Below are 21292 nucleotides of genomic sequence, written 5' to 3' on the forward strand. Positions count from 1 at the left end.
CAGAAAAGGAGGTAACCATGTGCGCACCCCTGGTGATGGAGCAGGTGGCCCGCTCCCTTTCCCGCCGGAGCTTCCTGGCCTCGAGCCTCGCCGCCCTCGCGGGGGCGGCCTTGGCCCAGGCCCAAGTCCCGGGGAAGGCCTTCAGCCGCGCGGTGGACCTCACCCACGAGCTCACCCCGGAGATCCCCCTCTTCCCCGGGGCCGAGCCCATGCGCATCACCACCCTGGTCACCGTGCGGCAAAACGGCTACTACGGGAACCGCCTGGACCTTTGGGAGCACTCCGGCACCCACATGGACGCCCCCGCCCACTTCGTGGAGGGGGCCCCCACGGCGGAAAAGCTCCCCATAAGCGCCCTCATCGCCCCCCTGGCGGTGGTCCACATCCACGAGAAGGCGGCCAAGGACCCCGACGCCCAGGTGACGGTGGACGACCTCCTGGCCTACGAGAGGCGGTACGGCCGCCTGCCCAAGGGGGCCTTCGTGGCCATGCACTCGGGCTGGGAGAACCGGTGGCAGGACCCCAAGGCCTTCCTCAACCAGGACGCCTCGGGGACCCTCCACTTCCCGGGCTTCTCCCCCGAGGCGGCGGAGTTTCTGGTGCGGGAGCGGGAGGTCGTGGGCATCGGGGTGGACACCCTCTCCCTGGACTTCGGCCCCTCCAAGGACTTCAAGACCCACGTCACCGTCCTCGGGGCGGGGAAGTACGGCCTGGAGAACCTGGCCAACCTGGCCCAGGTGCCCCCTTCGGGCGCCCTCCTCTTCGTGGGAGGCCCTAAACACAAGAACGCCTCCGGCGGCCCGGTGCGGGCGGTAGCCGTATGGTGATCTCCTGGCTCCGGGTGCCGGAGGAAGGGGAGCTTTCCGAGGAGGTGCGGGAGCTCTTCGCGAAGCTTCGGGAGAAGACGGGCTTCGTGCCCAACGTGGCCCGGGCCTTCGCCCTAAGCCCCCGCTTCCTCCTCTGGTTCCGCTACTACGACGCCCTGATGCGGGGGGAAGGCCTCCTGAGCCGGGAGGAGAAGGAGGCCATGGCGGTGGCCATCAGCGGGGAGAACCGCTGCGAGTACTGCGTGGCGAGCCACAAGCGCTACCTGAGAGACCTCACCGGGGACCCCGTCCTCCCGGAGGTCCTGGCCGCCAACCCCCGCCGGGCGGAGCTTCCCCCGAGGACGCGGGCCCTGGTGGACTTCGCCCTCAAGGTCACCCACCGCCACCACGAGATGACCGAGGAGGACCTGAAGCCCCTTAGGGAGGCGGGGCTTTCCGACGAGGCCATCCTCGAGGCCGCCGAGGTGGCCGCCATGTTCAACTTCACCAACCGCCTCCTAAACGCCCTGGGGTTCAAGCCCAACCCGGAGTACTACGGATGAGCTTCCTGGAGTTCCGCAGGCTGAGCGTGGCCTTTGGGGACTACGTGGCCGTGGAGGGGGTAGGGCTTTCCGTGAGGGAAGGGGAGTTCGTGAGCCTGGTGGGGCCCACGGGGTGCGGCAAGAGCACCCTTTTAAACGTGGCGGCGGGCCTGCTTCCCCCGAGCCAAGGGGAGGTGTGGGTGGCCGGAAAGCCCCTTAAAGGGCTCAACCCCCTGGCGGGCTACCTCTTCCAGCAGGACGCCATCCTCCCCTGGAAGACCGCCCTGGACAACGTGGCCCTGCCCCTGGTCTTCCGGGGCACCCCTTGGCGGGAGGCGCGGGAAAGGGCCCGGGCCTGGCTTGCCAAGGTGGGGCTGGAGCGCTTCGCCCAGCGCTTCCCCCACCAGCTTTCCGGGGGGCAGAGGAAGCGGGTGGGCCTCGCCCAGGTGCTCATCACCGACCCGAAGCTCCTCCTCATGGACGAGCCCTTCTCCGCCTTGGACGTGCAGACGCGGCAGCTCATGGAGAACGAACTCCTGAAGCTCTGGCAGGAGGACCGGAAGACCGTCCTCTTCGTCACCCACGACCTGGAGGAGGCCATCGCCCTCTCCGACCGGGTGGTGGTGATGGCCGCGGGGCCCCGCTCCCGGCCCATCGGGGAGTTCCCCATCCCCCTCCCGAGGCCGAGGGACGTGGCCGAGGTCCGGCTCACCCCGGAGTTCCTGAGGCTCCACCGGGAGATCTGGGAGCTTTTGCGAGGGGAGGTGATGCGGGCCCATGCGGGGGCTTAGGGTGAGGCTCTGGCAGGGGGGGCTTCTTTTGGGCTTCCTCCTCCTCTGGGAGTGGGCCTCGAGGACGGGCCGCATGGACCCCTTCTTCTTCTCCTACCCCTCGGAGATCGCCTCCAGGGTCTTCCGCTGGTTCGCCACCGGGGAGGTCTACCCCCACCTCTACGTGACCACGGTGGAGATGCTCCTGGCCTTCGCCCTGGGCACCCTCCTGGGCGTGGCCCTGGGGCTTTGGCTGGCCCTGGCCCCGGGGGTGGCGGCGGTCCTAGACCCCTACGTCAAGGCGTTGAACGCCATCCCCCGGGTGGTCCTCGCCCCCATCTTCACCCTCTGGTTCGGCCTCGGGATCCTCTCCAAGGTGGCCCTGGGCGTCACCCTGGTCTTCTTCGTGGCCTTCTTCAACACCTACCAGGGGGTGAAGGAGGTGCCCCCCGTGGTCCTGCAGAACGCCAGGCTCCTCGGGGCAAGGCCTTCCCATCTCCTGCGCCACGTCTACGTCCCCGCGGCGGCGAGCTGGATCTTCAGTTCCTTGAGGACCTCCATCGGCTTCGCCGTCATCGGGGCCGTGGTGGGGGAGTACCTGGGGAGCGCCGCCGGGCTCGGCTACCTCATCGCCCAGGCGGAGGGGGTTTTTGACACCACCGGGGTCTTCGCCGGGATGGTGGTCCTCATGGCCTTCGTCCTGGTGCTGGACGCCCTGGTGGGAGCGGTGGAAAGGCGGCTTTTGGTGTGGCGGCCCAAAGAACGGGAAGGAGGTACGGCATGAAGCGGATCGGGATCGGGCTTTTGCTGGTGCTCTTGGCCTTCGGCTTTGCCCAGAAGCGGGTGGTCCTGGGCGTGGGCGGGAAGACCGCGGTGGTCTACCTGCCCCTCACCGTGGTGGAGCGCCTGGGCTACTTCAAGGACGAGGGCCTGGACGTGGTGATCCAGGACCTCCAGGCAGGAAGCCGCGCCCTCCAGGCCCTGGTGGGAGGGAGCGTGGAGGTGGTCATGGGCTTCTACGACCACACCATCCAGATGCAGGCCCAGGGCCGGGACATCGTGGCCTTCGTGGAGGTGGGGCGCTACCCGGCCATCGTCCTTGGGGTGCGGGCGGACCTGGCGGACCAAGTGAAGAGCGTGGCCGACCTGAAGGGGAAAAAGGTCGGGGTCACCGCCCCCGGAAGCTCCACCCACTTCTTCCTCAACTACCTCCTGGTCAAAAACGGCCTCAAGCCCACGGACGTCTCCGTCATCGGCGTCTCCGTGGGCGCCCAGGCGGTGGCCGCGGTGCAGAACAAGCAGGTGGACGCCATCTCCAACGTGGAGCCCGCCATCACCCTCCTGGAGGAACGGGGCCTCCTCAAGGTCCTGGCGGACACCCGCACCACCAAGGGCACCCGGGAGGTCCTGGGGGGCGAGTATCCGGCCGCCGTCCTCTACACCACCAGGGCTTGGCTGGAGAAGAACCCCGACACCGCCCAAAGGCTGGTGAACGCCATGGTGCGGGGCCTCCGCTGGATGCAGGGGAAAACCCCCGAGGAGATCGCCCGGGTCCTTCCCGAGGAGTACTTCCTGGGCGACCGGGAGCTCTACCTGAAGGTGCTCCGCAACTCCCTGGAGTCCTTCTCCCCCACGGGGCGCTTCAGCGAGACCGCGCCCTTAAGGCCCCTCACCGTGCTCTCCGCCTTTGACGAGCGGGTGAAGCGGGCCAAGATCGACCTCAAGCGCACCTACACCAACGAGTTCGTGGACCGGGCCCTGCAAAACCTCAGGTAAGATCGCGAAGGAGAAAGGAGGTCGGGAATGAAGCGGCTCGTGACGGCTTTATCCCTTTTGGCCCTGGGCGCCCTGGCCCAGACCTGGAACATGGCCACCCCCTACCCCCCCGGGAACTTCCACACCCAAAACATCCTGCAGTTCGTCAAGGAGGTGGAGGAGGCCACGGGGGGCAGGGTCAAGATCACCGTCCACCCCGGGGGCTCCCTCTTCCCCCACCCCCAGATCCTCCCCGCGGTGCGCAACGGCCAGGTGCAGATGGGGGAGGTGCTCATGTCCCTCCTCGCCAACGAGAACCCCCTCTTCAACCTGGACTCCATCCCCTTCGTGGTCTCGGGGTACGAGGACGCTTGGCGGCTCTACCAGGCCCAGCGGCCGGAGGTGGAGAAGTGGCTCGCCCAAAGGGGCGTGGTCTTCCTCTACGCCGTGCCCTGGCCCCCCCAGGGGCTTTACACCAAGAAGCCCGTGAACTCGGCCCAGGACCTCAAGGGCCTCCGCTTCCGCGCCTACAACCCCGCCACGGCCCGGCTGGCGGAGCTTTTGGGCATGACCCCGGTCCAGGTGGAGGCCGCCGACATCCCCCAGGCCTTCGCCACCGGGATCGTGGAGGCCATGATCACCTCCCCCACCACGGGGGTGGACAGCCAGGCCTGGGACTTCGCCCGCTACTTCTACGACGTGAAGGCCTGGATCCCCAAGAACATGGTGGTGATCGGGCGCCGGGCCTTTGAGAGCCTCTCCCCCCAGGACCGGGAGGCCCTCCTGCAGGCGGCCAAGCGGGCGGAGGAGCGGGGCTGGAAGATGTCGCAGGAGGAGGAGGCCAAGGCCCTCAAAACCCTGGCGCAGAGGGGAATGCAGGTGGTGAAGCCCTCGCCCCAGCTCATGGCCGACCTTAAGAAGGCGGGCGAGACCATGATCCTGGAGTGGCAACGCCAGGCAGGGGCCACGGGGGTCAGGGTCTACCGCCAGTACCTGGGCCGGTGATGCTCAAGGGGCTCTACCGGCTTTCGGAGCTCATGGCCCTCCTCCTCGGGCTTTTCGTCCTCCTCGTGATCCTCGCCCAGGTGGTGGGCCGCTTTCTGGGCTTCGTGGTCCCCTCGGCCCTGGAGCTCGCGGGGTTCGCCACGGCGGGCCTCATCTTCCTGGGCCTCGGGCCCACCCTCAGGGCCGGGGGCCACATCCGGGTGGAACTCCTCCTCAGGCGGCTCCCCCCTAAGGCCAGGGCCCCCCTTGGGCGAACGGCCCTGGGGCTTGGGGCCGCCGCGAGCCTTTACGCCGCGTTCCACCTCTGGGCCAAAACCCTGGAGAGCCTCCGTTTCGGTGACCTGGCCCCGGGGCTCCTTCCCCTACCCCTCTGGATCCCCTTGGCGGTGGTGGCCTTCGGGATGAGCGTCTTCGCCGTGGCCCTCCTCGAGGCCCTCCTCCGGGAGGCGCCGTGAGCCTCCTCGCCGCCGGCCTCGTCCTCGTTGCCCTCCTCTTCCTCCTTTTGGCCCTGGGGGTGTACGTGGGCCTCGCCCTCCTCCTCGTGGGGACGGCGGGCCTCGCCCTCTTCACCACCGCCCCCCCGGGACCCAACGTGGCCACGGCGCTTTGGACCAGCACCTCCAGCTTTAGCCTCGCCGCCCTGCCCCTCTTCGTCTGGATGGGGGAGATCCTCTACCGCTCCCGGCTTGCCCAGGAGCTCTTCCAGGGGCTCGCCCCGCTCCTCGGCAGGCTTCCCGGGGGACTGCTCCACGTGAACGTGGTAGCGAGCGCCCTCTTCGCCGCGGTCATCGGCTCCTCCGCCGCCACCACGGCCACCGTGGGGCGCTTCACGCTACCGGAGCTTCTGCGGCAGGGCTACCCCAAGGCCCTGGCCCTGGGCTCCCTGGCGGGCGCCGGGACCCTCGGGTTCCTCATCCCCCCGAGCATCGTCATGATCGTCTACGGGGTCATGGCCGAGGTCTCGGTGGCCCGGCTCTTCATGGCGGGGGTGGTGCCCGGCCTCCTCCTCACCCTGCTTTTCATGCTCACCGTGGCCCTCCTCGCCCACCGCCACCGGAAAGCCCTTCCCCGCGTGCCCTCCCTGGGCCTCCGCCAGGCCCTCAAGGGGCTCCTCAGCGTCCTGCCCGTCCTCTTCCTCATCCTCCTGGTCCTCGGGTCCATCTACCTGGGGGTGGCCACGCCCACGGAGGCGGCGGCCATCGGGGTGGCGGGGGCCTTCCTCCTCACCGTCCTAAGGCGGGAGTTCGGCCTCGAGCTCTTCCGGGAAAGCCTCCTGGGGGCGGTGCGCACCACGAGCATGATCGGGCTCATCCTCGCCGGGGCGGGGGTCCTCACCCTGGCCATGGGGTTCACGGGGATCCCACGGGCCCTGGCCACCTGGGCGGTGGAGGCGGGGATCACCCCCACCGCCCTCGTCCTTTTCCTCACCCTGGTCTACGTCCTCCTCGGCTGGTTCCTGGACGGGATCTCCATCGTGGTCCTCACCATCAGCGTCATCCTTCCCGTGGTCAAAGCCCTCGGCCTGGACCCCTTGTGGTTCGGGGTGTACCTGGTGCTCATGGTGGAGCTCGCCCAGATCACCCCGCCCGTGGGGTTCAACCTCTTCGTCCTCCAGTCGTTGAGCGGGGAGGACCTCTTCCGCATCGCCCGCTACAGCCTGCCCTTCATGGGGGTGCTCCTCCTCATGGTGGCCCTCTTGGTGGCCTTCCCGGGGATCGCCACTTGGCTTCCCCGGACGATGACGGGGGGGTAGCGTGGAAGTGGTCCCCGTCTACACCGGGTTTCCGGGCAGGAGCCACCGGGGCTACCTGGGGCTTTCCGGCGCCTACCTGGTGGTGGGGCCCAGGCTCCTCCTCTACGACACCCTGGGCTTCGGGGAGCGGGAGAGCCTTTACGCCCGCCTCGAGGCCCTGGGCTTCTCCCCCCTGGACGTGACCGGAGTGGTCCTGAGCCACCTCCACTTCGACCACGCGGCCAACGCCGACCTCTTCCCCTGGGCCGAGGTCTACGTCCACGAAGCCGAGCTCCGCCACGCCGAGAGGGTGGCCAAGGACCCCAGGCTGGACCCCGCCTGCCTCGCCCACCTGCCCAAGGCCCTTCCCCGGCTTACGGCCGTCCCGGAGGAGCCTCTGACGGAGGGGCTTTCCCTGCTCCACCTTCCCGGCCACACCCCTGGGCTTTTGGGCCTCGCCGTGGAGGGGGTGGGGGTCTTGGCCAGCGACGCGGTGAAGAGCCGCTTTGACCTCGAGGGCCCGCCGGCCCCTCCCTGTCTGGACCCGGAGAGGGCCCTAAAGAGCCGGGAGCGCCTTTGGGGCTTCCCCAGGCTCTTTCCGGGCCACGACGTCCCCTTGCGGCGGGAGGGGGACCGCTTCCTTCCCGAAGGCGAGGCCTGCCTGGAGGTCGCCCTCCCCCACGGGGCCAAGGTGACGCTTAAACTTTGATAAGGAGGCCGCATGAAGGTGGACCTGAACGCGGACGCGGGCGAGTCCTACGGGGCCTTCACCTACGGGCACGACCGGGAGATCTTCCCCCTGGTGACCTCGGCGAACCTGGCCTGCGGCTTCCACGGGGGAAGCCCAGGTCGGATCCTGGAGGCGGTGCGCCTGGCCAAGGCCCACGGCGTGGCCGTGGGGGCCCACCCGGGCTTTCCCGACCTCGTGGGCTTCGGCCGAAGGGAGATGGCCCTGAGCCCCGAGGAGGTCTACGCCGACGTGCTCTACCAGATCGGGGCCCTCTCCGCCTTCCTCAAGGCGGAGGGCCTCCCCCTCCACCACGTCAAGCCCCACGGGGCGCTTTACCTCAAGGCCTGCCGGGACCGGGAGACGGCGAGGGCCATCGCCCTGGCGGTGAAGGCCTTTGACCCGGGGCTTCCCCTGGTGGTCCTTCCGGGGACGGTGTACGAGGAGGAGGCCAGGGAGGCGGGGCTAAGGGTGGTCCTCGAGGCCTTCCCCGAAAGGGCCTACCTGCGAAACGGCCAGCTCGCCCCCCGCTCCATGTCAGGCTCCTGGATCACCGACCCCCAGGAGGCGGCCCGGAGGGCCCTGCGCATGGTGCTCGAGGGAAAGGTGGAGGCCTTGGATGGGGGGGAGGTGGAGGTCAGGGCCGAAACCCTTTGCATCCACGGGGACAACCCCAAGGCCCCCGAGGTGGCACAGGCGGTGCGGCGGGCCCTGGAGGAAGCCGGGGTGAGGGTGCAGGCTTTCTGAAGGAGGACCAGATCACGCCCCGTGGTCCAAGGGCCCGTGGCCGTGGCCCAGGGGCGGCGCCCCCTGAAGGGCCCGGGTGAGGTAGGCCTTGGCCTCGGCCACCGCCTCTTCCAGAGGCCTCCCCAGGGCGAGGAGGGCGGCGATGGCGGCGGCAAGGGTGCAGCCCGTGCCGTGGGTGTTCCGGGTATAGACCCGGGGGGCAGAGAACCGCAAGACCCCTTCCCGGGTGGCGAGGAGGTCCACCGCCTCCTCCCCCTCCAGATGCCCCCCCTTGAGGAGGACGGCCTTGGGGCCTAAGGCGAGGAGGGCCCGGGCGGCCTCCTCCGCCTCCTCCAGGGTGCGGATGGGATGCCCTAGGAGGGCTTCGGCCTCGAGGCGGTTCGGGGTGACCAGGGCCGCCAAGGGAAAAAGCCTCTCCTTGAGGGCGGCCGCCGCCTCCGGGGCGAGGAGGGGGTCCCCGCCCTTCGCCACCATCACCGGGTCCACCACCAAGGGCCGGACCCCGAAGCGCCGCACCGCCTCGGCCACGGCCTCCACGATGGCCGCGTCCCCCAAGGCCCCCGTCTTGGCGGCGTGAAGGGGGAAGTCCTGGGCCACGCTCTTTACCTGGGCGTAGACCACCTCGGGAGGAAGGAGGTGCACCCGCTGCACCCCCAGGGTGTTCTGGGCGGTGACCAGGGTGAGGGCGCTCGTCCCGTAGACCCCGAAGCGGAAGAAGACCTTGAGGTCCGCCTGCACCCCCGCCCCGCCCCCCGAGTCGGAGCCCGCGATGGTCAGGGCTACCCTCACGTCCTTTCCTCCTCCCATTCCCTAGCCTCCAGGAAACTTCTGTCCCCATGCCGGCTTGGGCCGGCACGGGGTGGCCTCACAGGTCTTCCAAGGGCCGCCCCCGGGTCTCCACCCCCACGGCGAAGGCGAAGACCCCGGCGAGGAGGAGAAGCCCCCCGTGGAGGGCCAAGACCCCGCCCGGGCCCCAGAGGGGAAGGAGGGCCCCGGTGGCGTAGGGGGCGAGGATCCCCCCCACCCGGCCCACCGCCGCCACGAAGCCCGCCCCGCTTCCCCTAAGGGCCGTGGGGAAGAGCTCCGGGGTGTAGGCGTAGACCGCCCCCCAGGCCCCCAGGTTGAAGAAGGAGAGGAGGGCCCCGAAAAGGAGCACCTCCCCGGGGGAAGCGGCCCGGGAGAGGAGCCAGGCAAAGAGGGCGGAAAGGCCTAAAAACCCCACGAGGACGGGCCGCCTCCCCCAGCGCTCCACCAAAAAAGCCGCCACGAGGTAGCCCGGCACCTGGGCCAAGGTGATGAGGAGGACGTACTCCAAGGAGCGCACCAGGGTGTAGCCCTGGGCCACGAGGAGGGAGGGGAGCCAGATGAAGGCCCCGTAGTAGCCCGCGTTCAGGGCAAACCAGGCGAGGGCGAGGAAGAGGGTGCGCCGGAGGAAGGGCGGGCGGAAGAGGGCCCCGTAGGGGAGGGGGCGCGGGGCGGGCTCAGGGCGAGGCTCGGGAAGGGGCCCGGGAAAGGCCCGCTCCCAGGAGGCCACCAGGGCCTCCGCCTCCGCCGCCCGGCCCCGGGCCACGAGCCAGCGGGGGGACTCGGGGAGGGAAAGCCTCAGGTAGGCGGCGTAAAGGGCGGGAAGGGCCCCGGCGAGGAAGGCCCCCCGCCAGCCGAAGGCGGGCACCAGGAGGTAGCCCATGAGGGCGGCCAAAAGCCACCCCACGGCCCAGAAGGCCTCGAGGAGGACCACCATCCGCCCCCGGTGGGCCTTGGGGCTCCACTCCCCCATGAGGCTTGCCGCCACGGGAAGCTCCGCGCCCAGCCCCAGCCCCGTGAGGAAGCGGAAGAGGAAAACCCAAGAAAGGCTTGGGGCCAGGGCGGTAAGGAGGCTTCCCAGCCCGGCGAGGAAGAGGCTATACCCCACCACCGCCTTCCGGCCGAACCGGTCGGCGAGCCGCCCCCCGAGGAGGGCCCCAAAGAGCATCCCCAGAAGCCCCACGCTCCCCAAAAGCCCCGCCCCCACCGGGTCCAGGCCGAAGTCCCGGGAAAGGGCGGGCAGGGTGAAGCTGATGAGCCCCACGTCCATGGCGTCCAGGGCCCAGCCGAATCCGAGGAGCAGGAGGAGGCGGTGGTGGGGCCTGCCCAAGGGCAGGCGTTCCAGACGGGCGAGGGCGTCCATGGCTTCAGGCTACCGGAAGCTCCAGGCGCCCCTTCCCCTTGAGCACCGCCTCCACCAGGTTCATGGGGCAGAAGGGGCCGCACATGCTGCAGGCCTTGGTCTTGGAGCCCCGTTCCTCCTTGAGGCGCCTCGCCTCCTCGGGAAAGAGGGCGAGGGCGAACTGGCCCTCCCAGTCCAACCGGTAGCGGGCCTCGGACATCCTCCGGTTCCGCTCCAGCGCCCCCTTGTTCCCCCGGGCCACGTCGGCGGCGTGGGCGGCGATCTTAAAGGCGATCACCCCTTGCTTCACGTGCTCCACCGTGGGCAGGCCCAGGTGCTCCGCCGGGGTCAGGTAGCAGAGCATGTCCGCACCCCACCACCCCGCCAAGGCCCCGCCGATGGCCCCGGCGATGTGGTCAAACCCCGCGGCGGTGTCCACGGGAAGCATCCCCAGGATGTAGAAGGGCGCGTGCCCCGTGAGCTTCTTCTGGATCTGGACGTTGGCCGCCACCTCGTTCAAGGGGATGTGCCCGGGGCCTTCCACCATGGCCTGGACCCCGGCCCTTCTGGCCCTTTCCACGAGCTCGCCGATGGTGAGGAGCTCGGCGATCTGGGCCCGGTCGGTGCTGTCGGCGAGGGAGCCAGGGCGGAGGCCGTCCCCCAGGGAGAGGGTCATGTCGTAGGTGCGGGCGATGTCCAAAAGGTCGTCAAAGCGGGCGTAGAGGGGGTTTTCCTCGCCCCGGTGGAGCATCCAGGCGGCCATGAGCCCCCCGCCCCGGCTCACGATGCCCGTGGTGCGGGGGCTATTCCGGTAGACCTCGAGGTTCCTCAGGGTCACCCCCACGTGCACGGTGATGTAGTCCACCCCCTCCTTGCCGTGCTCCTCAATCACCTGGAAGAGCTCGTCCGCCGACATGTCAAAGAAGTTCTTGCGCCTGGCCGCCCGAAACTCCGCCTCGTAGATGGGCACGGTGCCTAGGGGGACGGTGGCCACCTCCAGGATCCGCTTGCGGATCGCCTTGAGGTCTCCCCCGGTGGAGAGGTCCATGATGGTGTCCGCCCCATACTGGATGGCCACCTTGGCCTTCTCCACCTCCTCCTCCACGTCCACGTAATCGTAGGAGGTGCCCAGGTTGGCGTTCACCTTGACGGAAAGCCCCTCCCCGATGCCCTTGAAATCCCGAAGGGCCTTGTGGTTCGGGTTCCTGGGGATGACGATCCGGCCTGCCGCCACTCCCTCCCGCACGAACTCGGGGGAAACCCCTTCCTTCTCGGCCACGTAGGCCATCTCCTCGGTGATCTTCCCTTTCCTTGCCGCCTCAAGCTGCGTCATCTTCCACCCCCAAAAGCCCTAAGAGCCTCTTTGCCGTCCAAGGGGCGAGGAGAACGCCGTTCCTCCCGTGCCCCACCGCCGCGTACACGCCTTCCTCCACCTCGCCCACGAAGAGCTCACCCGCGGGCCTAAACCCGAAGGCCGCTCCCCTAAAGCGGGCCCCTTCCAAGAGGGGAAAGCGCTCGTGGGCGTAGTCCGCAAGCCAGCGGAGGCCATAGAGGTCCACCCCTTCCTTCCACCCCTCCCTTCCCGTGGCCCCCACGTAGACCCCGCCCTCCCGGGGCAGGAGGTACCCCTCCCCGGCGAAAAGGGGCCCGGGCGGGGCCTCCCCCCAAAGGAGAAGGGCCTCCCCCTTGAGGGGCCTGACCCTTAGGCCAAACCGCTCCCCCCAGGCCCCCACGCAAAGGAGGACGAAGCGGGCCCTAAGGGCCCCTTCCCGCCAATGGACCCTTCCCCCCTCCACCCCCTCCACCTCGGCCCGGAGGTAGGTGCCCCCGAGGTCCCGGAAGGCCTCGAGGAGGGCCTCCCGGAGCTTCCTGGGGTGGACGTACCCCCCGGGAAAGCGCCTCGCCCCCAAGGCCCCCCGGACCGGGTAGGGGGAGGGGGCCTCCGCCGCCCAGGCCTCCTTTTCCGAAGGGGTGAGGGCCGCCACCCAGGTGCCGGAAAACCCCGCCTCCACCTCCTGGCCCCTTTCCTTGAGCTCGGCGAGGAGCTCGGGGTAGCGGGCAAGGCCGTATAGCCCCGCCTCCAGAAGCTCCCCCGAAAGCCCCTCGGGGTAAGGGGCGAGCATCCCCGCGCTCGCCAGGGTGGCGGCCCCTTCCTTCTCCGCGTCCAGGAGGGCCACGGCCACCCCCCGCTTGGCGAGCTCGTAGGCGGCGAGGGCCCCGATGATCCCCGCCCCCACCACGGCCACGTCCGCCCTCATGGCCCTTCCTGGCTACTGGGGCCCCCGACCGGGCTTGCGCCCGGTCGGGGTAAGAGGCACCCCCTCCACCGGACTGGAGGGGCTCGCCGCCTCCCTGGGCCGCATGGGCCCTGCGAGGTAGGCCTTCCTCCCCGCCTCCACCGCAAGCCGGAAGGCCTCGGCCATGGCGGGGGGGTCTTGGGCCTCGGCGATGGCGGTGTTCACCAAGACGGCGTCCAGGCCCAGCTCCATCACCTCCGCCGCGTGGGAAGGGAGGCCGAGCCCCGCGTCCACCACCACCGGGGGAAGGGAGGCCTTCTCCCGGGCGAAGAGCTCCAGAAGGGCCCTCGTCCGCACCCCCCAGCCCGAACCGATGGGGGCGGCGAGGGGCATCACCGTGGCCGCGCCTAGGGCGGCAAGCCTTTTGGCCAGGACCAGGTCGGGCCCCATGTAGGGGAGGACGAGGAAGCCCTCCTCCAAAAGGCGCTCCGCCGCCTTCAGGGTCTCCAGGGGATCGGGGAGGAGGTAGGTGGGGTCGGGGATGACCTCCAGCTTCACCCACCGCTCCCCGGTGAGGAGGCGGCCCAGGCGGGCGAGGCGCACCGCCTCCTCGGCCGTTTTGGCCCCTGCGGTGTTGGGGAGAAGCCTAACCCCCTGCAAAGCCTCCAGAAGCCCCACGTGCCCCGGGGCCTTGAGCTCCACCCGCCGGATGGAGACCGTGACCACCTCGGCCCCCGCGGCGGCGAGGGCCTCCCGCATCACCCCGAAGTCCTTGTACTTGCCGGACCCCAGGATGAGGCGGCTTTTCAGCTCCACATCCCCTACCTTCCAGGTGTCCATCTAGCCTCCCTGCATCAGGGCCACCACCTCCACCACGTCCCCGTCCTTTAGAACCCGGTCCGGGACCTCGAGGCCCAAGAAGGCCTCCTCGTTGAGGAGGACGGCGACCCCCTTAAGCTCCACGCCGAGCTCCTCCAAGACCTCCTTGAGGGTCTTGCCCTCCAAGGGCTTGGGCTCCCCGTTAAGCCACACCATAAAGCCTCTCCCTAAGGGCGCGGGCCGCCCGCTCGGGGTCTTCCGCGTCCAGGATGGCCCGGACCACCACGACGCGCCTGGCCCCGGCCTCTAGGACCTGGTCCAGGTTCCCTAGGTCAATCCCCCCGATGGCGTACCAGGGCCTCTCCCCCAGGTGCTCCGCCGCCCAGCGCACGTAAGCGAGCCCCGCCGCGGGCCTGCCCGGCTTCGTGGGGGTCTCCCAGACGGGGCCCACGGAGAGGTAGTCCACCCCCTCCTCTAAGGCCCGCAAAGCCTGCTCGGGGGCGTGGGTGGAGCGGCCCACCATCCCCCGGAAAAAGCGCCGCGCCTCCTCCGGGGTGAGGTCGTTCTGCCCCAGGTGGACCCCGTCCGCCCCCAGGAGGGCGGCGAGGTCGGGGCGGTCGTTCAGGAAGAAGGGCACCCCGTAGCGCCGGGCGAGGGCGAGCATCCGCTCCCCGAGCTCCAGGGTGGGCCGCGCCTCCCAGTCCTTGGCCCTTAGCTGCACGACCTCCACGCCGCCCGCCAAGGCCCTTTCCGTGCGGTCCAGGGCTTCCTCCAAAGACCAGCCGGGCCTTGGGGTCACCACCAGGTAGAGCCTTCCGAGCAACCTTTCACCCCCTTCAGGCGGGCGGGAAAGGCCCACGCGGCCCGAAGGGAGTTGGGTTGTGGGGGACTGGGGTCTTCCGCATAGGCTTCCCTCCGCCGGCATTACCCGGATCAGGTTCCAAGGGTTGCTGGGAGAAACCCAGCTCTCAGCCCCTCCATTAGGGCACCCCTAGCCTGCCCTCCCACTATAGCACGCCCTCGCCCGGGGAAAAGAGGGCGGGCTACACTGGAGGGGAAACCATGCGCCCCTACCTGGCCCTCGCGAGCCTCCTCTGGGGCCTCCACCTGGGCGCGGCGGCGGTGGCCGCCCTGGGCCTTCCCGCCCCCGTCCTCGGCCTCGCCGCCTTCTCGGCGGGGGCCTGCTTAGGGCTCGGCTTAAGCCTCCTCGCCCGGCGCCTGCCCCTACCCCACCTCCTTCTCGCCGCCCTCCTCCTCAACCCCTCCGCCTGGGTAGCCGTCTTCCTCCTCCGCCCCGAGCCCGACCCCATGAACCTGGGCCTGGCCGTGGCCGCGGCGGCCTTCGCCCTCCTCCTCCTCGGGGCCCTTCTCCTCCTCCTCGCCGCCCTCCTCCCCCCCTGGCTCGCCCCCTGGCCCACGGGCCTCTCCGGCCTCCTCCTCGTCCCCCTCTTCGCCCTCCTGGGGGACGCCCTGGGCCAGGCCCTCCCCCTCTGGGCCCGGTGGGGGGCGCTCCTCCTGGGAGCCTTCCTCACCGCCTTTGGCCTCGCCGGCGGGATCCGGGGCCAGGGGGCCACATACCCTTGACTTTCATAGGCTCAATGGTATATCATCCCCGCCAACCCCCGGGACCGGGGGTCGGAGGTGAGGGATGGCAGGGCTTGTGGACAGGGTAAGCGGCGCGCGCCTGGACCCGGCGGCGGAGGCGGAGATCCGGTACCTGGAGGCCACGATCGCCCGCCTCGAGGCCGGGGAGGAAGACCCCGAGGACTTCCGGGTCTACCGGCTTAAAAACGGCATCTACGGCATCCGGGGCCGACCCGAGCACCACATGATCCGCATCAAGCTCCCCGTGGGGCGGATCACCCCCGAGGGCCTCAGGGTTCTCGCGGACGTGGCCGAGCGCTACGCGGAAAACCGCCTCGCCCACGTGACCACCCGCCAGGCGGTCCAGCTCCACCACGTCCACCGCCGGGACGTGCCCAAGGTCCTGAGGGCGGTGAACGCCGCAGGCCTCACCACACGGGAGGCCTGCGGCCACTCCATCCGGGCCATCACCTGCTGTCCCTACGCCGGGGTCTCCCCCGAGGAGCCCTTTGACGTGACCCCCTACGCCGAGGCCGCCTACCGCTACTTCCTCCGCCACCCCGTGGGGCAGAACCTCCCCCGGAAGTTCAAGATCGCCTTTGAGGGGTGCGCCACGGACCACGCCCGCACCCCCATCCACGACATCGGGGTGGTGGCGGCTTTGGAAGGGGGGAAAAGGGGCTTCCGCGTCTACGTGGGCGGGGGCTTAGGGGCCGCCCCCATGAGCGCCGAGCTTTTGGAGCCCTTCACCCCCGAGGAGGACCTCCTCCCCACCATGCTGGCCATCGTCCGCCTCTTTGACCGCTACGGAAACCGCAAGGTCTTAACCCAGGCCCGGCTCAAGTTCCTGGCGAAGAAGTGGGGAATCGCCGCCTTCCGGGAGGCGGTGCGGGAGGAGAGGCGCCTCGTGAAGCTCACGGCGAGCGGCGAGGACCTGAAGGCCTGGGCCCCGCCCCCAGAGCCCGAACCCCCGGGGCTTCCCAGCCCGCCCCAAAAGCCCTTCTCCTTTGCCCCCGGCTTTAACGCCTGGCGGCGCACCAACCTCTACCGGCAGAAGCAGGAAGGCTTCTACACCGTCACCGTCCGCCTCCCCTTGGGAGACATCACCCCGGAGGGGCTCAGGGCCCTGGCGGCCATCGCCGAGACCTACGCCGCCGAGATCCGGAGCGCCATCAGCCAGAACCTCCTCCTCCGCTTCGTCCCCGAGGAGGCCCTGGGGGGGCTTTACGAGGCCCTTTTGGAGGCGGGGCTCGCCTGGCCTGAAGCCCACACCCTCCTGGACATCACCCGCTGCCCCGGGGCCGACACCTGCAACCTGGCCCTCACCCGCTCCCGGGGGCTCGCCCAGGCCCTCGAGGCCCACCTCTCCGCCCTCCCCCTGGCCCAGGACCCGGGGGCCAAGGCCCTCAGCCTAAAGATCTCCGGCTGCCCCAACTCCTGCGGCCAGCACCACATCGCCGACATCGGCTTCTACGGCTCAAGCCGCAAGGTGGGAGAAAGGGAGGTGCCCCACTACGTCCTCCTCCTGGGCGGGCGCACCCGGGAGGGGGAGGCCCGCTTCGGCCAGGTGGTGGGGAGGCTTCCCGCCCGCCGGGTCCCCGAGGCGGTGGAGAGGATCCTCAGGCGCTACCTGGAGGAGCGGCAAAACGGGGAGAGCTTCCAGACTTACCTGGACCGGGTGGGGGCAGCCTCCTTCAAGCCCCTCTTCCAGGACCTCCAGGAGGTCCCCCCCTACGAGGAGGCCCCCGAGTTCTACCAGGACCTGGGGGCGGAGGGGGAGGCCTTCAGCGTCCAGCTCGGGCGCGGGGAGTGCGCCGGCTAACGCCCCTAGGAGGAGGACACCATGCGCGTGGCCTACGCGGGACTCAGGCGCAAAGAAGCCTTCAAGGCCCTGGCGGAAAAGCTCGGCTTCACCCCTCTCCTCTTCCCCGTCCAGGCCACGGAGAAGGTCCCCGTCCCCGAGTACCGGGACCAGGTCCGGGAACTCGCCCAAGGGGTGGACCTCTTCCTCGCCACCACCGGGGTGGGGGTGAGGGACCTCCTGGAGGCGGGAAAGGCCCTGGGCCTGGACCTGAGGAGGCCCCTGGCCGGGGCCCACCGCCTGGCCCGGGAGGTCAAGGCGGCGAGGGCCCTAAAGGAAGCGGGCCTTCCCCCCCACGCCGTGGGGGACGGTACCTCCAAAAGCCTCCTCCCCCTCCTTCCCCAAGGCGGGGGCGTGGCCGCCCTCCAGCTCTACGGCAAGCCCCTCCCCCTCCTGGAAGGGGCCCTAGTGGAAAGGGGCTACCGGGTCCTCCCCCTCCTGCCCTACCGCCACCTCCCCGACCCCGAGGGCGTCCGGCGCCTCGAGGCGGCCGTCCTGGGAGGGGAGGTGGACGCCCTCGCCTTCGTGGCCGCCATCCAGGTGGAGTTCCTCTTTGAGGGGGCGAAGGACCCCAAGGCCCTGAGGGTGGCCCTCAACACCCGGGTCAAGGCCCTGGCCGTGGGCCGGGTGACCGCCGACGCCTTGAGGGAGTGGGGGGTGAGGCCCTTCTACGTGGACGAGACCGAGCGGCTGGGAAGCCTGCTTCAGGGCTTCAAAAGCGCCCTGCAGAAGGAGGTGGCGTGACCTACTTCCCCCTGATGCTGGACCTAAAGGGCCGCCCCGTCCTCCTCATCGCCGGGGGGCCCGAGACGCCCATGAAGCTCAAGGCCCTCCTCGAGGCGGAAGCCCGGGTCACCGTCCTCGCCGAGGAGGACCGCTTCGGCCTAGAAAAGCTGGAACAAAAGGGCAAAATCCGCTGGCTCAGGCGGGGCTACCGGGAGGGGGACCTGGAGGGCTACTTCCTGGTGGTGAGCCACCCCCTAGACAAGGGAATCCACCCGCGGGTCAAGGCGGAGGCGGAGCGAAGGCGGGTCTTCCTGGTGGCCGTGGACGACCCGCAAAACGCGAGCGCCATCCTCCCCGCCGTCCTAAGGCGCGGGGAGCTTTTGGTGGCCCTCTCCACCTCGGGGGCCGCCCCCGCCCTCGCCGTAAGGCTCAAGGAGCGCCTGGCCCGGCTCTTCCCTGAGGCCTACGGGGAGCTCGTGGCCTTCCTCCGCACCCTAAGGCCCAGGATCGCCCAAATCCCCAGCTTTGAGGAGAGGAAGCGCCTCTGGTACCGCATCGTGGACCAGGCCCTGGAGGAGCTGGACCTAGACCCCAAGGAGGGCCTGGGAAGGGCCAAGGAGAAGGCCGAGGAGGCCCTAAAGGAGGTGGCGGCATGGACAAGGTGAAGGCGGCCCGCAGCCTTATCCGAGAAGCCCTGGCCCAAAGCCGAAACCCCTGCTTCACCTGCAGCTTCCAGGCGGAGGACGTGGTGGTCCTTCACCTCCTCCTCAAGGAAAAGCCCGACATCCCCGTCCTCTTCCTGGACACGGGCTACCACTTCCCCGAGGTCTACGCCTACCGGGACGAGCTGCAAAAACACCTGGGTTTCCGCCTCGTGAACCTCAGTCCAAGCCTCTCCCGGGAGGAGCAGGAGAGGCTCTACGGCAAGCTCTACGAGACCGACCCCGGCCGCTGCTGCGCCCTCCGCAAGGTGGAGCCCCTCTTCGCCGCCCTACAGGCCTACGACACCTGGTTCACGGGGCTTAGGCGGGAGCAGTCCCCCACCCGCAGAACCCTCGAGCCCCGGGAGGAGGCCCGTCTCCCCTCGGGCCACCGCTTGAGGAAGGTGAATCCCCTTTACGACTGGACGCTCAATGAGGTGTTCGCCTACCTGGCGGTGGAGGACCTCCCCTACCTCCCCCTTTACGACCAAGGTTACCTCTCCATCGGCTGCGCTCCCTGCACGGCGAAGCCCTTAGACCCCTCGGACCCCCGCTCGGGCCGCTGGGCGGGCAAGGGCAAGCTGGAGTGCGGCATCCACCTGCACGGCAAGGAGGGGTAGATGGCCTTTCTTCTGGGCTTTCTCATCGCCTTCGCCATCGGGGTCACGGGGGTGGGGGCGGGCACCATCACCGCTCCCCTCCTCATCCTCGCCCTGGGGCTTCCCCCGCAGGTGGCCGTGGGCACGGCGCTCCTCTTCGGCTTCTTGGTGAAGGTGCCGGCGGGGGCCGTCTACCTCTTAAGGCGGCAGGTGGACGCCCGGGCCCTCCTCCGCCTCCTCCTCGGGGGGGTGCCGGGGGTGCTTCTGGGAAGCCTCCTCCTCGCCCAGCTCAAGGGGGCGAAGGACCTCGTCCTCCTCCTCGTGGGGCTTACCGTGGTCTTTTCCGCCGGGCTTGGGCTTTGGCGGGGCCTGAAGGGGTCCGCCCGGGGAAAGGAAAGGCCCTACCTCCTCCCCCCGGCGGCCTTCGGGATCGGCCTCGAGGTGGGCTTCTCCTCCGCCGGGGCCGGGGCCTTGGGGACCCTCCTCCTCCTCCACGCCACCCGGCTTTCCCCCCAGAAGGTGGTGGGTACCGACCTCCTCTTCGGCCTCGCCCTGGCCCTCTTGGGGGGCGGGGTCCACCTCGCCTTCGGCCAAGTGGCCCCAAGCCTCCTTTTCGCCCTGGCCTCGGGCGGCGTCCTGGGGGCCTTGGCGGGGGCCCTCTTCGCCACCCGCCTTCCCAAGGAGCCCTTAAGGCTCGCCCTCCTCTTCTGGCTCCTCCTCGTCGGAGGCCAGCTCATCTACCGGGGGGTGGCCCATGGGTAGGGTCTATTTGGTGGGGGCGGGCCCCGGGGACCCGGAGCTTCTGACCCTGAAGGCCTACCGCCTCCTCAAGGAGGCCCCCGTGGTCCTCTACGACCGGCTCGTGGACGAGAGGGTCCTCGCCCTCGCCCCGGGGGAAAAGGTCTACGTGGGCAAGGAGGAGGGGGAAAGCGAAAAGCAGGAGGAAATCCACCGCCTCCTCCTCCGCTACGCCCAAGCCCACCCCTTCGTGGTCCGCCTCAAAGGGGGCGACCCCATGGTCTTCGGCCGGGGCGGGGAGGAGGTGCTTTTCCTCCTCCGGCGCGGCGTGCCCGTGGAGGTGGTCCCCGGGGTGACGAGCCTCCTCGCCTCCGGGCTTCCCCTCACCCACCGGGGCCTTGCCCACGGCTTCGCCGCCGTTTCCGGCGTCTTGGAGGGAGGAGGCTATCCGGACCTCGAGCCCTTCGCCCAGATCCCCACCCTGGTGGTCCTCATGGGGGCGAAGCGCAGGGTCTGGATCGCCAAGGAGCTCCTCCGCCTGGGGCGAAACCCCCTGGAGCCCACCCTCTTCGTGGAGCGGGCCTCCACCCCCAGGGAGCGCCGCGTCTTGGCCGCCCTCGAGGAGGTGGCGGAAGGCAGGGTGGAGGTGCGCCCCCCCGCCCTCTGGATCCTGGGCGAGGTGGTGCGGATCTTTGCCGAAGCCAAAGCGCCTAGGGACGCTTTGGCCCTGGGAGGTTAGCCGTGGTGGAGACCCTTCCCGCTTTGGAGATCGGCGAGGACGAGAGGCTGGACCTGGAGAACCTGGCCACGGGGGCCTTCCTCCCCGTGAGGGGCTTCATGACCCGGGAGGAGGCCCTCGCCGTGGCCCACGAGATGCGCCTCCCCACGGGGGAGGTCTGGACGATCCCCATCCTCCTCCAGTTCCGGGAAAGGCCCGGGGTAGGCCCGGGGGACACCGTGGCCCTCCTCCACGGGGGCGAACGGGTCGCCCTCCTCCACGTGGCCGAGGCCTACGAGCTGGACCTAAGGGCCCTTGCCCGGGCCGTCTTCGGCACGGAAAGCGAGGCCCACCCGGGGGTGGCCCGGCTCTACGCCAAGGGGCCCCACGCCCTAGCGGGCCGGGTGGAGGTCCTAAGGCCCAGGCCCCGCACCCCCCTGGAGAAGACCCCGGAGGAGGTGCGGGCCTTCTTCCGGGAACGGGGCTGGAAGCGGGTGGTGGCCTTCCAGACCCGCAACGCCCCCCACCGGGCCCACGAGTACCTGATAAGGCTCGGCCTGGAGCTTGCGGACGGGGTCCTGGTCCACCCCATCCTCGGGGCCAAGAAGCAGGACGACTTCCCCACGGAGGTCATCGTGGAGGCCTACCGGGCCCTGATCAGGGACTTCCTCCCCGAAAAGCGGGTGGCCCTCTTCGGCCTCGCCACCCCCATGCGCTACGCCGGGCCCAAGGAGGCGGTCTTCCACGCCCTGGTGCGGAAGAACTTCGGGGCCACCCACTTCCTGGTGGGCCGGGACCACGCCGGGGTGGGGGACTTCTACGACCCCTACGCCGCCCACCGGATCTTTGACCGGCTTCCCCCCTTGGGGATTGAGGTCGTCAAGGTTGGGGCGGTCTTCCACTGCTCCCTCTGCGGCGGCCTCGCCTCGGAGAGGACCTGCCCGGAGGCCCACCGGGAGAAGCGCACGGCCATCAGCATGACCAAGGTCCGGGCCCTCCTAAGGGAGGGAAAGGCCCCACCCCCCGAGCTCGTGCGGCCGGAGCTTCTCCCTATCCTGCGGCGGGGGGTCTGAGGGCCC

The 21292-nt window shown here is 70.0% G+C and carries 25 protein-coding genes and 1 riboswitch; of the genes, 18 read left to right on the plus strand and 7 right to left on the minus strand.

Features of this window, described 5'->3' with window-relative positions; genetic code table 11:
- Positions 1 to 17 precede the first annotated feature (17 nt).
- Genes ACY5J6_RS06510 through ACY5J6_RS06555 form a run of 10 tightly spaced genes read left to right on the plus strand, consistent with a single transcriptional unit; the run spans position 18 to position 8084 of the window.
- Positions 18 to 827 carry a cyclase family protein gene (locus ACY5J6_RS06510; protein WP_462844191.1) on the plus strand — a complete coding sequence of 270 codons (810 nt, stop codon included), beginning with the start codon at positions 18 to 20 and terminating at the stop codon, positions 825 to 827.
- Positions 821 to 1369, plus strand: a complete 549-nt coding sequence (locus ACY5J6_RS06515) for a peroxidase-related enzyme (RefSeq protein ID WP_462844192.1) — start codon at positions 821 to 823, stop codon at positions 1367 to 1369. Before ACY5J6_RS06510 ends, ACY5J6_RS06515 begins: the two co-directional genes overlap by 7 nt.
- Positions 1366 to 2139 (plus strand): ABC transporter ATP-binding protein, encoded by a 774-nt coding sequence (locus ACY5J6_RS06520; protein ID WP_462844193.1) that lies wholly within the window; start codon positions 1366 to 1368, stop codon positions 2137 to 2139. The genes ACY5J6_RS06515 and ACY5J6_RS06520 overlap by 4 nt, the downstream gene beginning before the upstream one ends.
- On the plus strand, positions 2126 to 2902 hold the full coding sequence (locus tag ACY5J6_RS06525; RefSeq protein ID WP_462844194.1) for an ABC transporter permease: 777 nt from the start codon (positions 2126 to 2128) through the stop codon (positions 2900 to 2902). The genes ACY5J6_RS06520 and ACY5J6_RS06525 overlap by 14 nt, the downstream gene beginning before the upstream one ends.
- Positions 2899 to 3894, plus strand: a complete 996-nt coding sequence (locus ACY5J6_RS06530) for an ABC transporter substrate-binding protein (RefSeq protein WP_462844195.1) — start codon at positions 2899 to 2901, stop codon at positions 3892 to 3894. The genes ACY5J6_RS06525 and ACY5J6_RS06530 overlap by 4 nt, the downstream gene beginning before the upstream one ends.
- Before the next feature lie 27 nt (positions 3895 to 3921).
- Entirely contained in the window at positions 3922 to 4878 is a 957-nt protein-coding gene (locus tag ACY5J6_RS06535) for a TRAP transporter substrate-binding protein (protein ID WP_462844196.1), read from the plus strand.
- Positions 4878 to 5333, plus strand: a complete 456-nt coding sequence (locus ACY5J6_RS06540) for a TRAP transporter small permease (RefSeq protein ID WP_462844197.1) — start codon at positions 4878 to 4880, stop codon at positions 5331 to 5333. Before ACY5J6_RS06535 ends, ACY5J6_RS06540 begins: the two co-directional genes overlap by 1 nt.
- On the plus strand, positions 5330 to 6631 hold the full coding sequence (locus ACY5J6_RS06545) for a TRAP transporter large permease (protein ID WP_462844198.1): 1302 nt from the start codon (positions 5330 to 5332) through the stop codon (positions 6629 to 6631). Before ACY5J6_RS06540 ends, ACY5J6_RS06545 begins: the two co-directional genes overlap by 4 nt.
- Before the next feature lies 1 nt (position 6632).
- Positions 6633 to 7319, plus strand: coding sequence for an MBL fold metallo-hydrolase (locus tag ACY5J6_RS06550; RefSeq protein WP_462844199.1), 687 nt, complete (start codon positions 6633 to 6635; stop codon positions 7317 to 7319).
- A gap of 12 nt (positions 7320 to 7331) precedes the next feature.
- On the plus strand, positions 7332 to 8084 hold the full coding sequence (locus tag ACY5J6_RS06555) for a LamB/YcsF family protein (RefSeq protein WP_462844200.1): 753 nt from the start codon (positions 7332 to 7334) through the stop codon (positions 8082 to 8084).
- A 12-nt stretch (positions 8085 to 8096) separates the two neighbouring features.
- Here ACY5J6_RS06555 and thiD read toward each other — a convergent pair whose 3' ends face one another.
- From thiD to thiE, 7 genes are all read right to left on the minus strand, one after another.
- Entirely contained in the window at positions 8097 to 8873 is a 777-nt protein-coding gene (gene thiD / locus ACY5J6_RS06560) for a bifunctional hydroxymethylpyrimidine kinase/phosphomethylpyrimidine kinase (RefSeq protein ID WP_462844201.1), read from the minus strand.
- A 76-nt stretch (positions 8874 to 8949) separates the two neighbouring features.
- Positions 8950 to 10251: an MFS transporter gene (locus tag ACY5J6_RS06565; protein WP_462844202.1), complete on the minus strand. Its 1302-nt coding sequence runs from the start codon at positions 10249 to 10251 to the stop codon at positions 8950 to 8952.
- 4 nt (positions 10252 to 10255) lie between these two features.
- Complete coding sequence (gene thiC / locus ACY5J6_RS06570) at positions 10256 to 11563, minus strand: phosphomethylpyrimidine synthase ThiC (RefSeq protein ID WP_462844203.1); 1308 nt, start codon at positions 11561 to 11563, stop codon at positions 10256 to 10258.
- A complete protein-coding gene (locus tag ACY5J6_RS06575) occupies positions 11550 to 12488 on the minus strand; it encodes an NAD(P)/FAD-dependent oxidoreductase (protein WP_462844204.1) in 939 nt (312 codons plus the stop codon). The genes thiC and ACY5J6_RS06575 overlap by 14 nt, the downstream gene beginning before the upstream one ends.
- 12 nt (positions 12489 to 12500) lie before the next feature.
- Positions 12501 to 13307, minus strand: coding sequence for a thiazole synthase (locus ACY5J6_RS06580; protein ID WP_462844205.1), 807 nt, complete (start codon positions 13305 to 13307; stop codon positions 12501 to 12503).
- The gene (gene thiS, locus ACY5J6_RS06585; protein WP_462844206.1) at positions 13308 to 13502 is read right to left on the minus strand and encodes a sulfur carrier protein ThiS; all 195 of its coding nucleotides are present in this window, start codon (positions 13500 to 13502) and stop codon (positions 13308 to 13310) included. It lies immediately after the preceding gene.
- Positions 13489 to 14109 (minus strand): thiamine phosphate synthase, encoded by a 621-nt coding sequence (thiE, locus tag ACY5J6_RS06590; protein ID WP_462844207.1) that lies wholly within the window; start codon positions 14107 to 14109, stop codon positions 13489 to 13491. Before thiE ends, thiS begins: the two co-directional genes overlap by 14 nt.
- A gap of 70 nt (positions 14110 to 14179) precedes the next feature.
- Positions 14180 to 14289: riboswitch (TPP riboswitch) on the minus strand.
- Between the two features lie 59 nt (positions 14290 to 14348).
- Here thiE and ACY5J6_RS06595 point away from each other — a divergent pair.
- From ACY5J6_RS06595 to ACY5J6_RS06630, 8 genes are all read left to right on the plus strand, one after another.
- Positions 14349 to 14870: a hypothetical protein gene (locus tag ACY5J6_RS06595; RefSeq protein ID WP_462844208.1), complete on the plus strand. Its 522-nt coding sequence runs from the start codon at positions 14349 to 14351 to the stop codon at positions 14868 to 14870.
- A 64-nt stretch (positions 14871 to 14934) separates the two neighbouring features.
- The gene (locus ACY5J6_RS06600; protein ID WP_462844209.1) at positions 14935 to 16692 is read left to right on the plus strand and encodes a nitrite/sulfite reductase; all 1758 of its coding nucleotides are present in this window, start codon (positions 14935 to 14937) and stop codon (positions 16690 to 16692) included.
- Between the two features lie 21 nt (positions 16693 to 16713).
- On the plus strand, positions 16714 to 17475 hold the full coding sequence (locus ACY5J6_RS06605) for a uroporphyrinogen-III synthase (protein WP_462844210.1): 762 nt from the start codon (positions 16714 to 16716) through the stop codon (positions 17473 to 17475).
- Positions 17472 to 18122, plus strand: a complete 651-nt coding sequence (locus ACY5J6_RS06610; protein ID WP_462844211.1) for a precorrin-2 dehydrogenase/sirohydrochlorin ferrochelatase family protein — start codon at positions 17472 to 17474, stop codon at positions 18120 to 18122. Before ACY5J6_RS06605 ends, ACY5J6_RS06610 begins: the two co-directional genes overlap by 4 nt.
- Positions 18110 to 18778 carry a phosphoadenylyl-sulfate reductase gene (locus ACY5J6_RS06615; RefSeq protein ID WP_462844212.1) on the plus strand — a complete coding sequence of 223 codons (669 nt, stop codon included), beginning with the start codon at positions 18110 to 18112 and terminating at the stop codon, positions 18776 to 18778. The genes ACY5J6_RS06610 and ACY5J6_RS06615 overlap by 13 nt, the downstream gene beginning before the upstream one ends.
- Complete coding sequence (locus ACY5J6_RS06620; protein WP_462844213.1) at positions 18779 to 19519, plus strand: sulfite exporter TauE/SafE family protein; 741 nt, start codon at positions 18779 to 18781, stop codon at positions 19517 to 19519. It abuts the gene before it with no gap.
- Positions 19512 to 20234: a uroporphyrinogen-III C-methyltransferase gene (gene cobA / locus ACY5J6_RS06625; protein WP_462844214.1), complete on the plus strand. Its 723-nt coding sequence runs from the start codon at positions 19512 to 19514 to the stop codon at positions 20232 to 20234. The genes ACY5J6_RS06620 and cobA overlap by 8 nt, the downstream gene beginning before the upstream one ends.
- A gap of 2 nt (positions 20235 to 20236) precedes the next feature.
- Positions 20237 to 21286, plus strand: a complete 1050-nt coding sequence (locus ACY5J6_RS06630; RefSeq protein WP_462844215.1) for a sulfate adenylyltransferase — start codon at positions 20237 to 20239, stop codon at positions 21284 to 21286.
- Positions 21287 to 21292: the final 6 nt, after the last annotated feature.

This window comes from Thermus sp. H19.2, assembly GCF_054979525.1.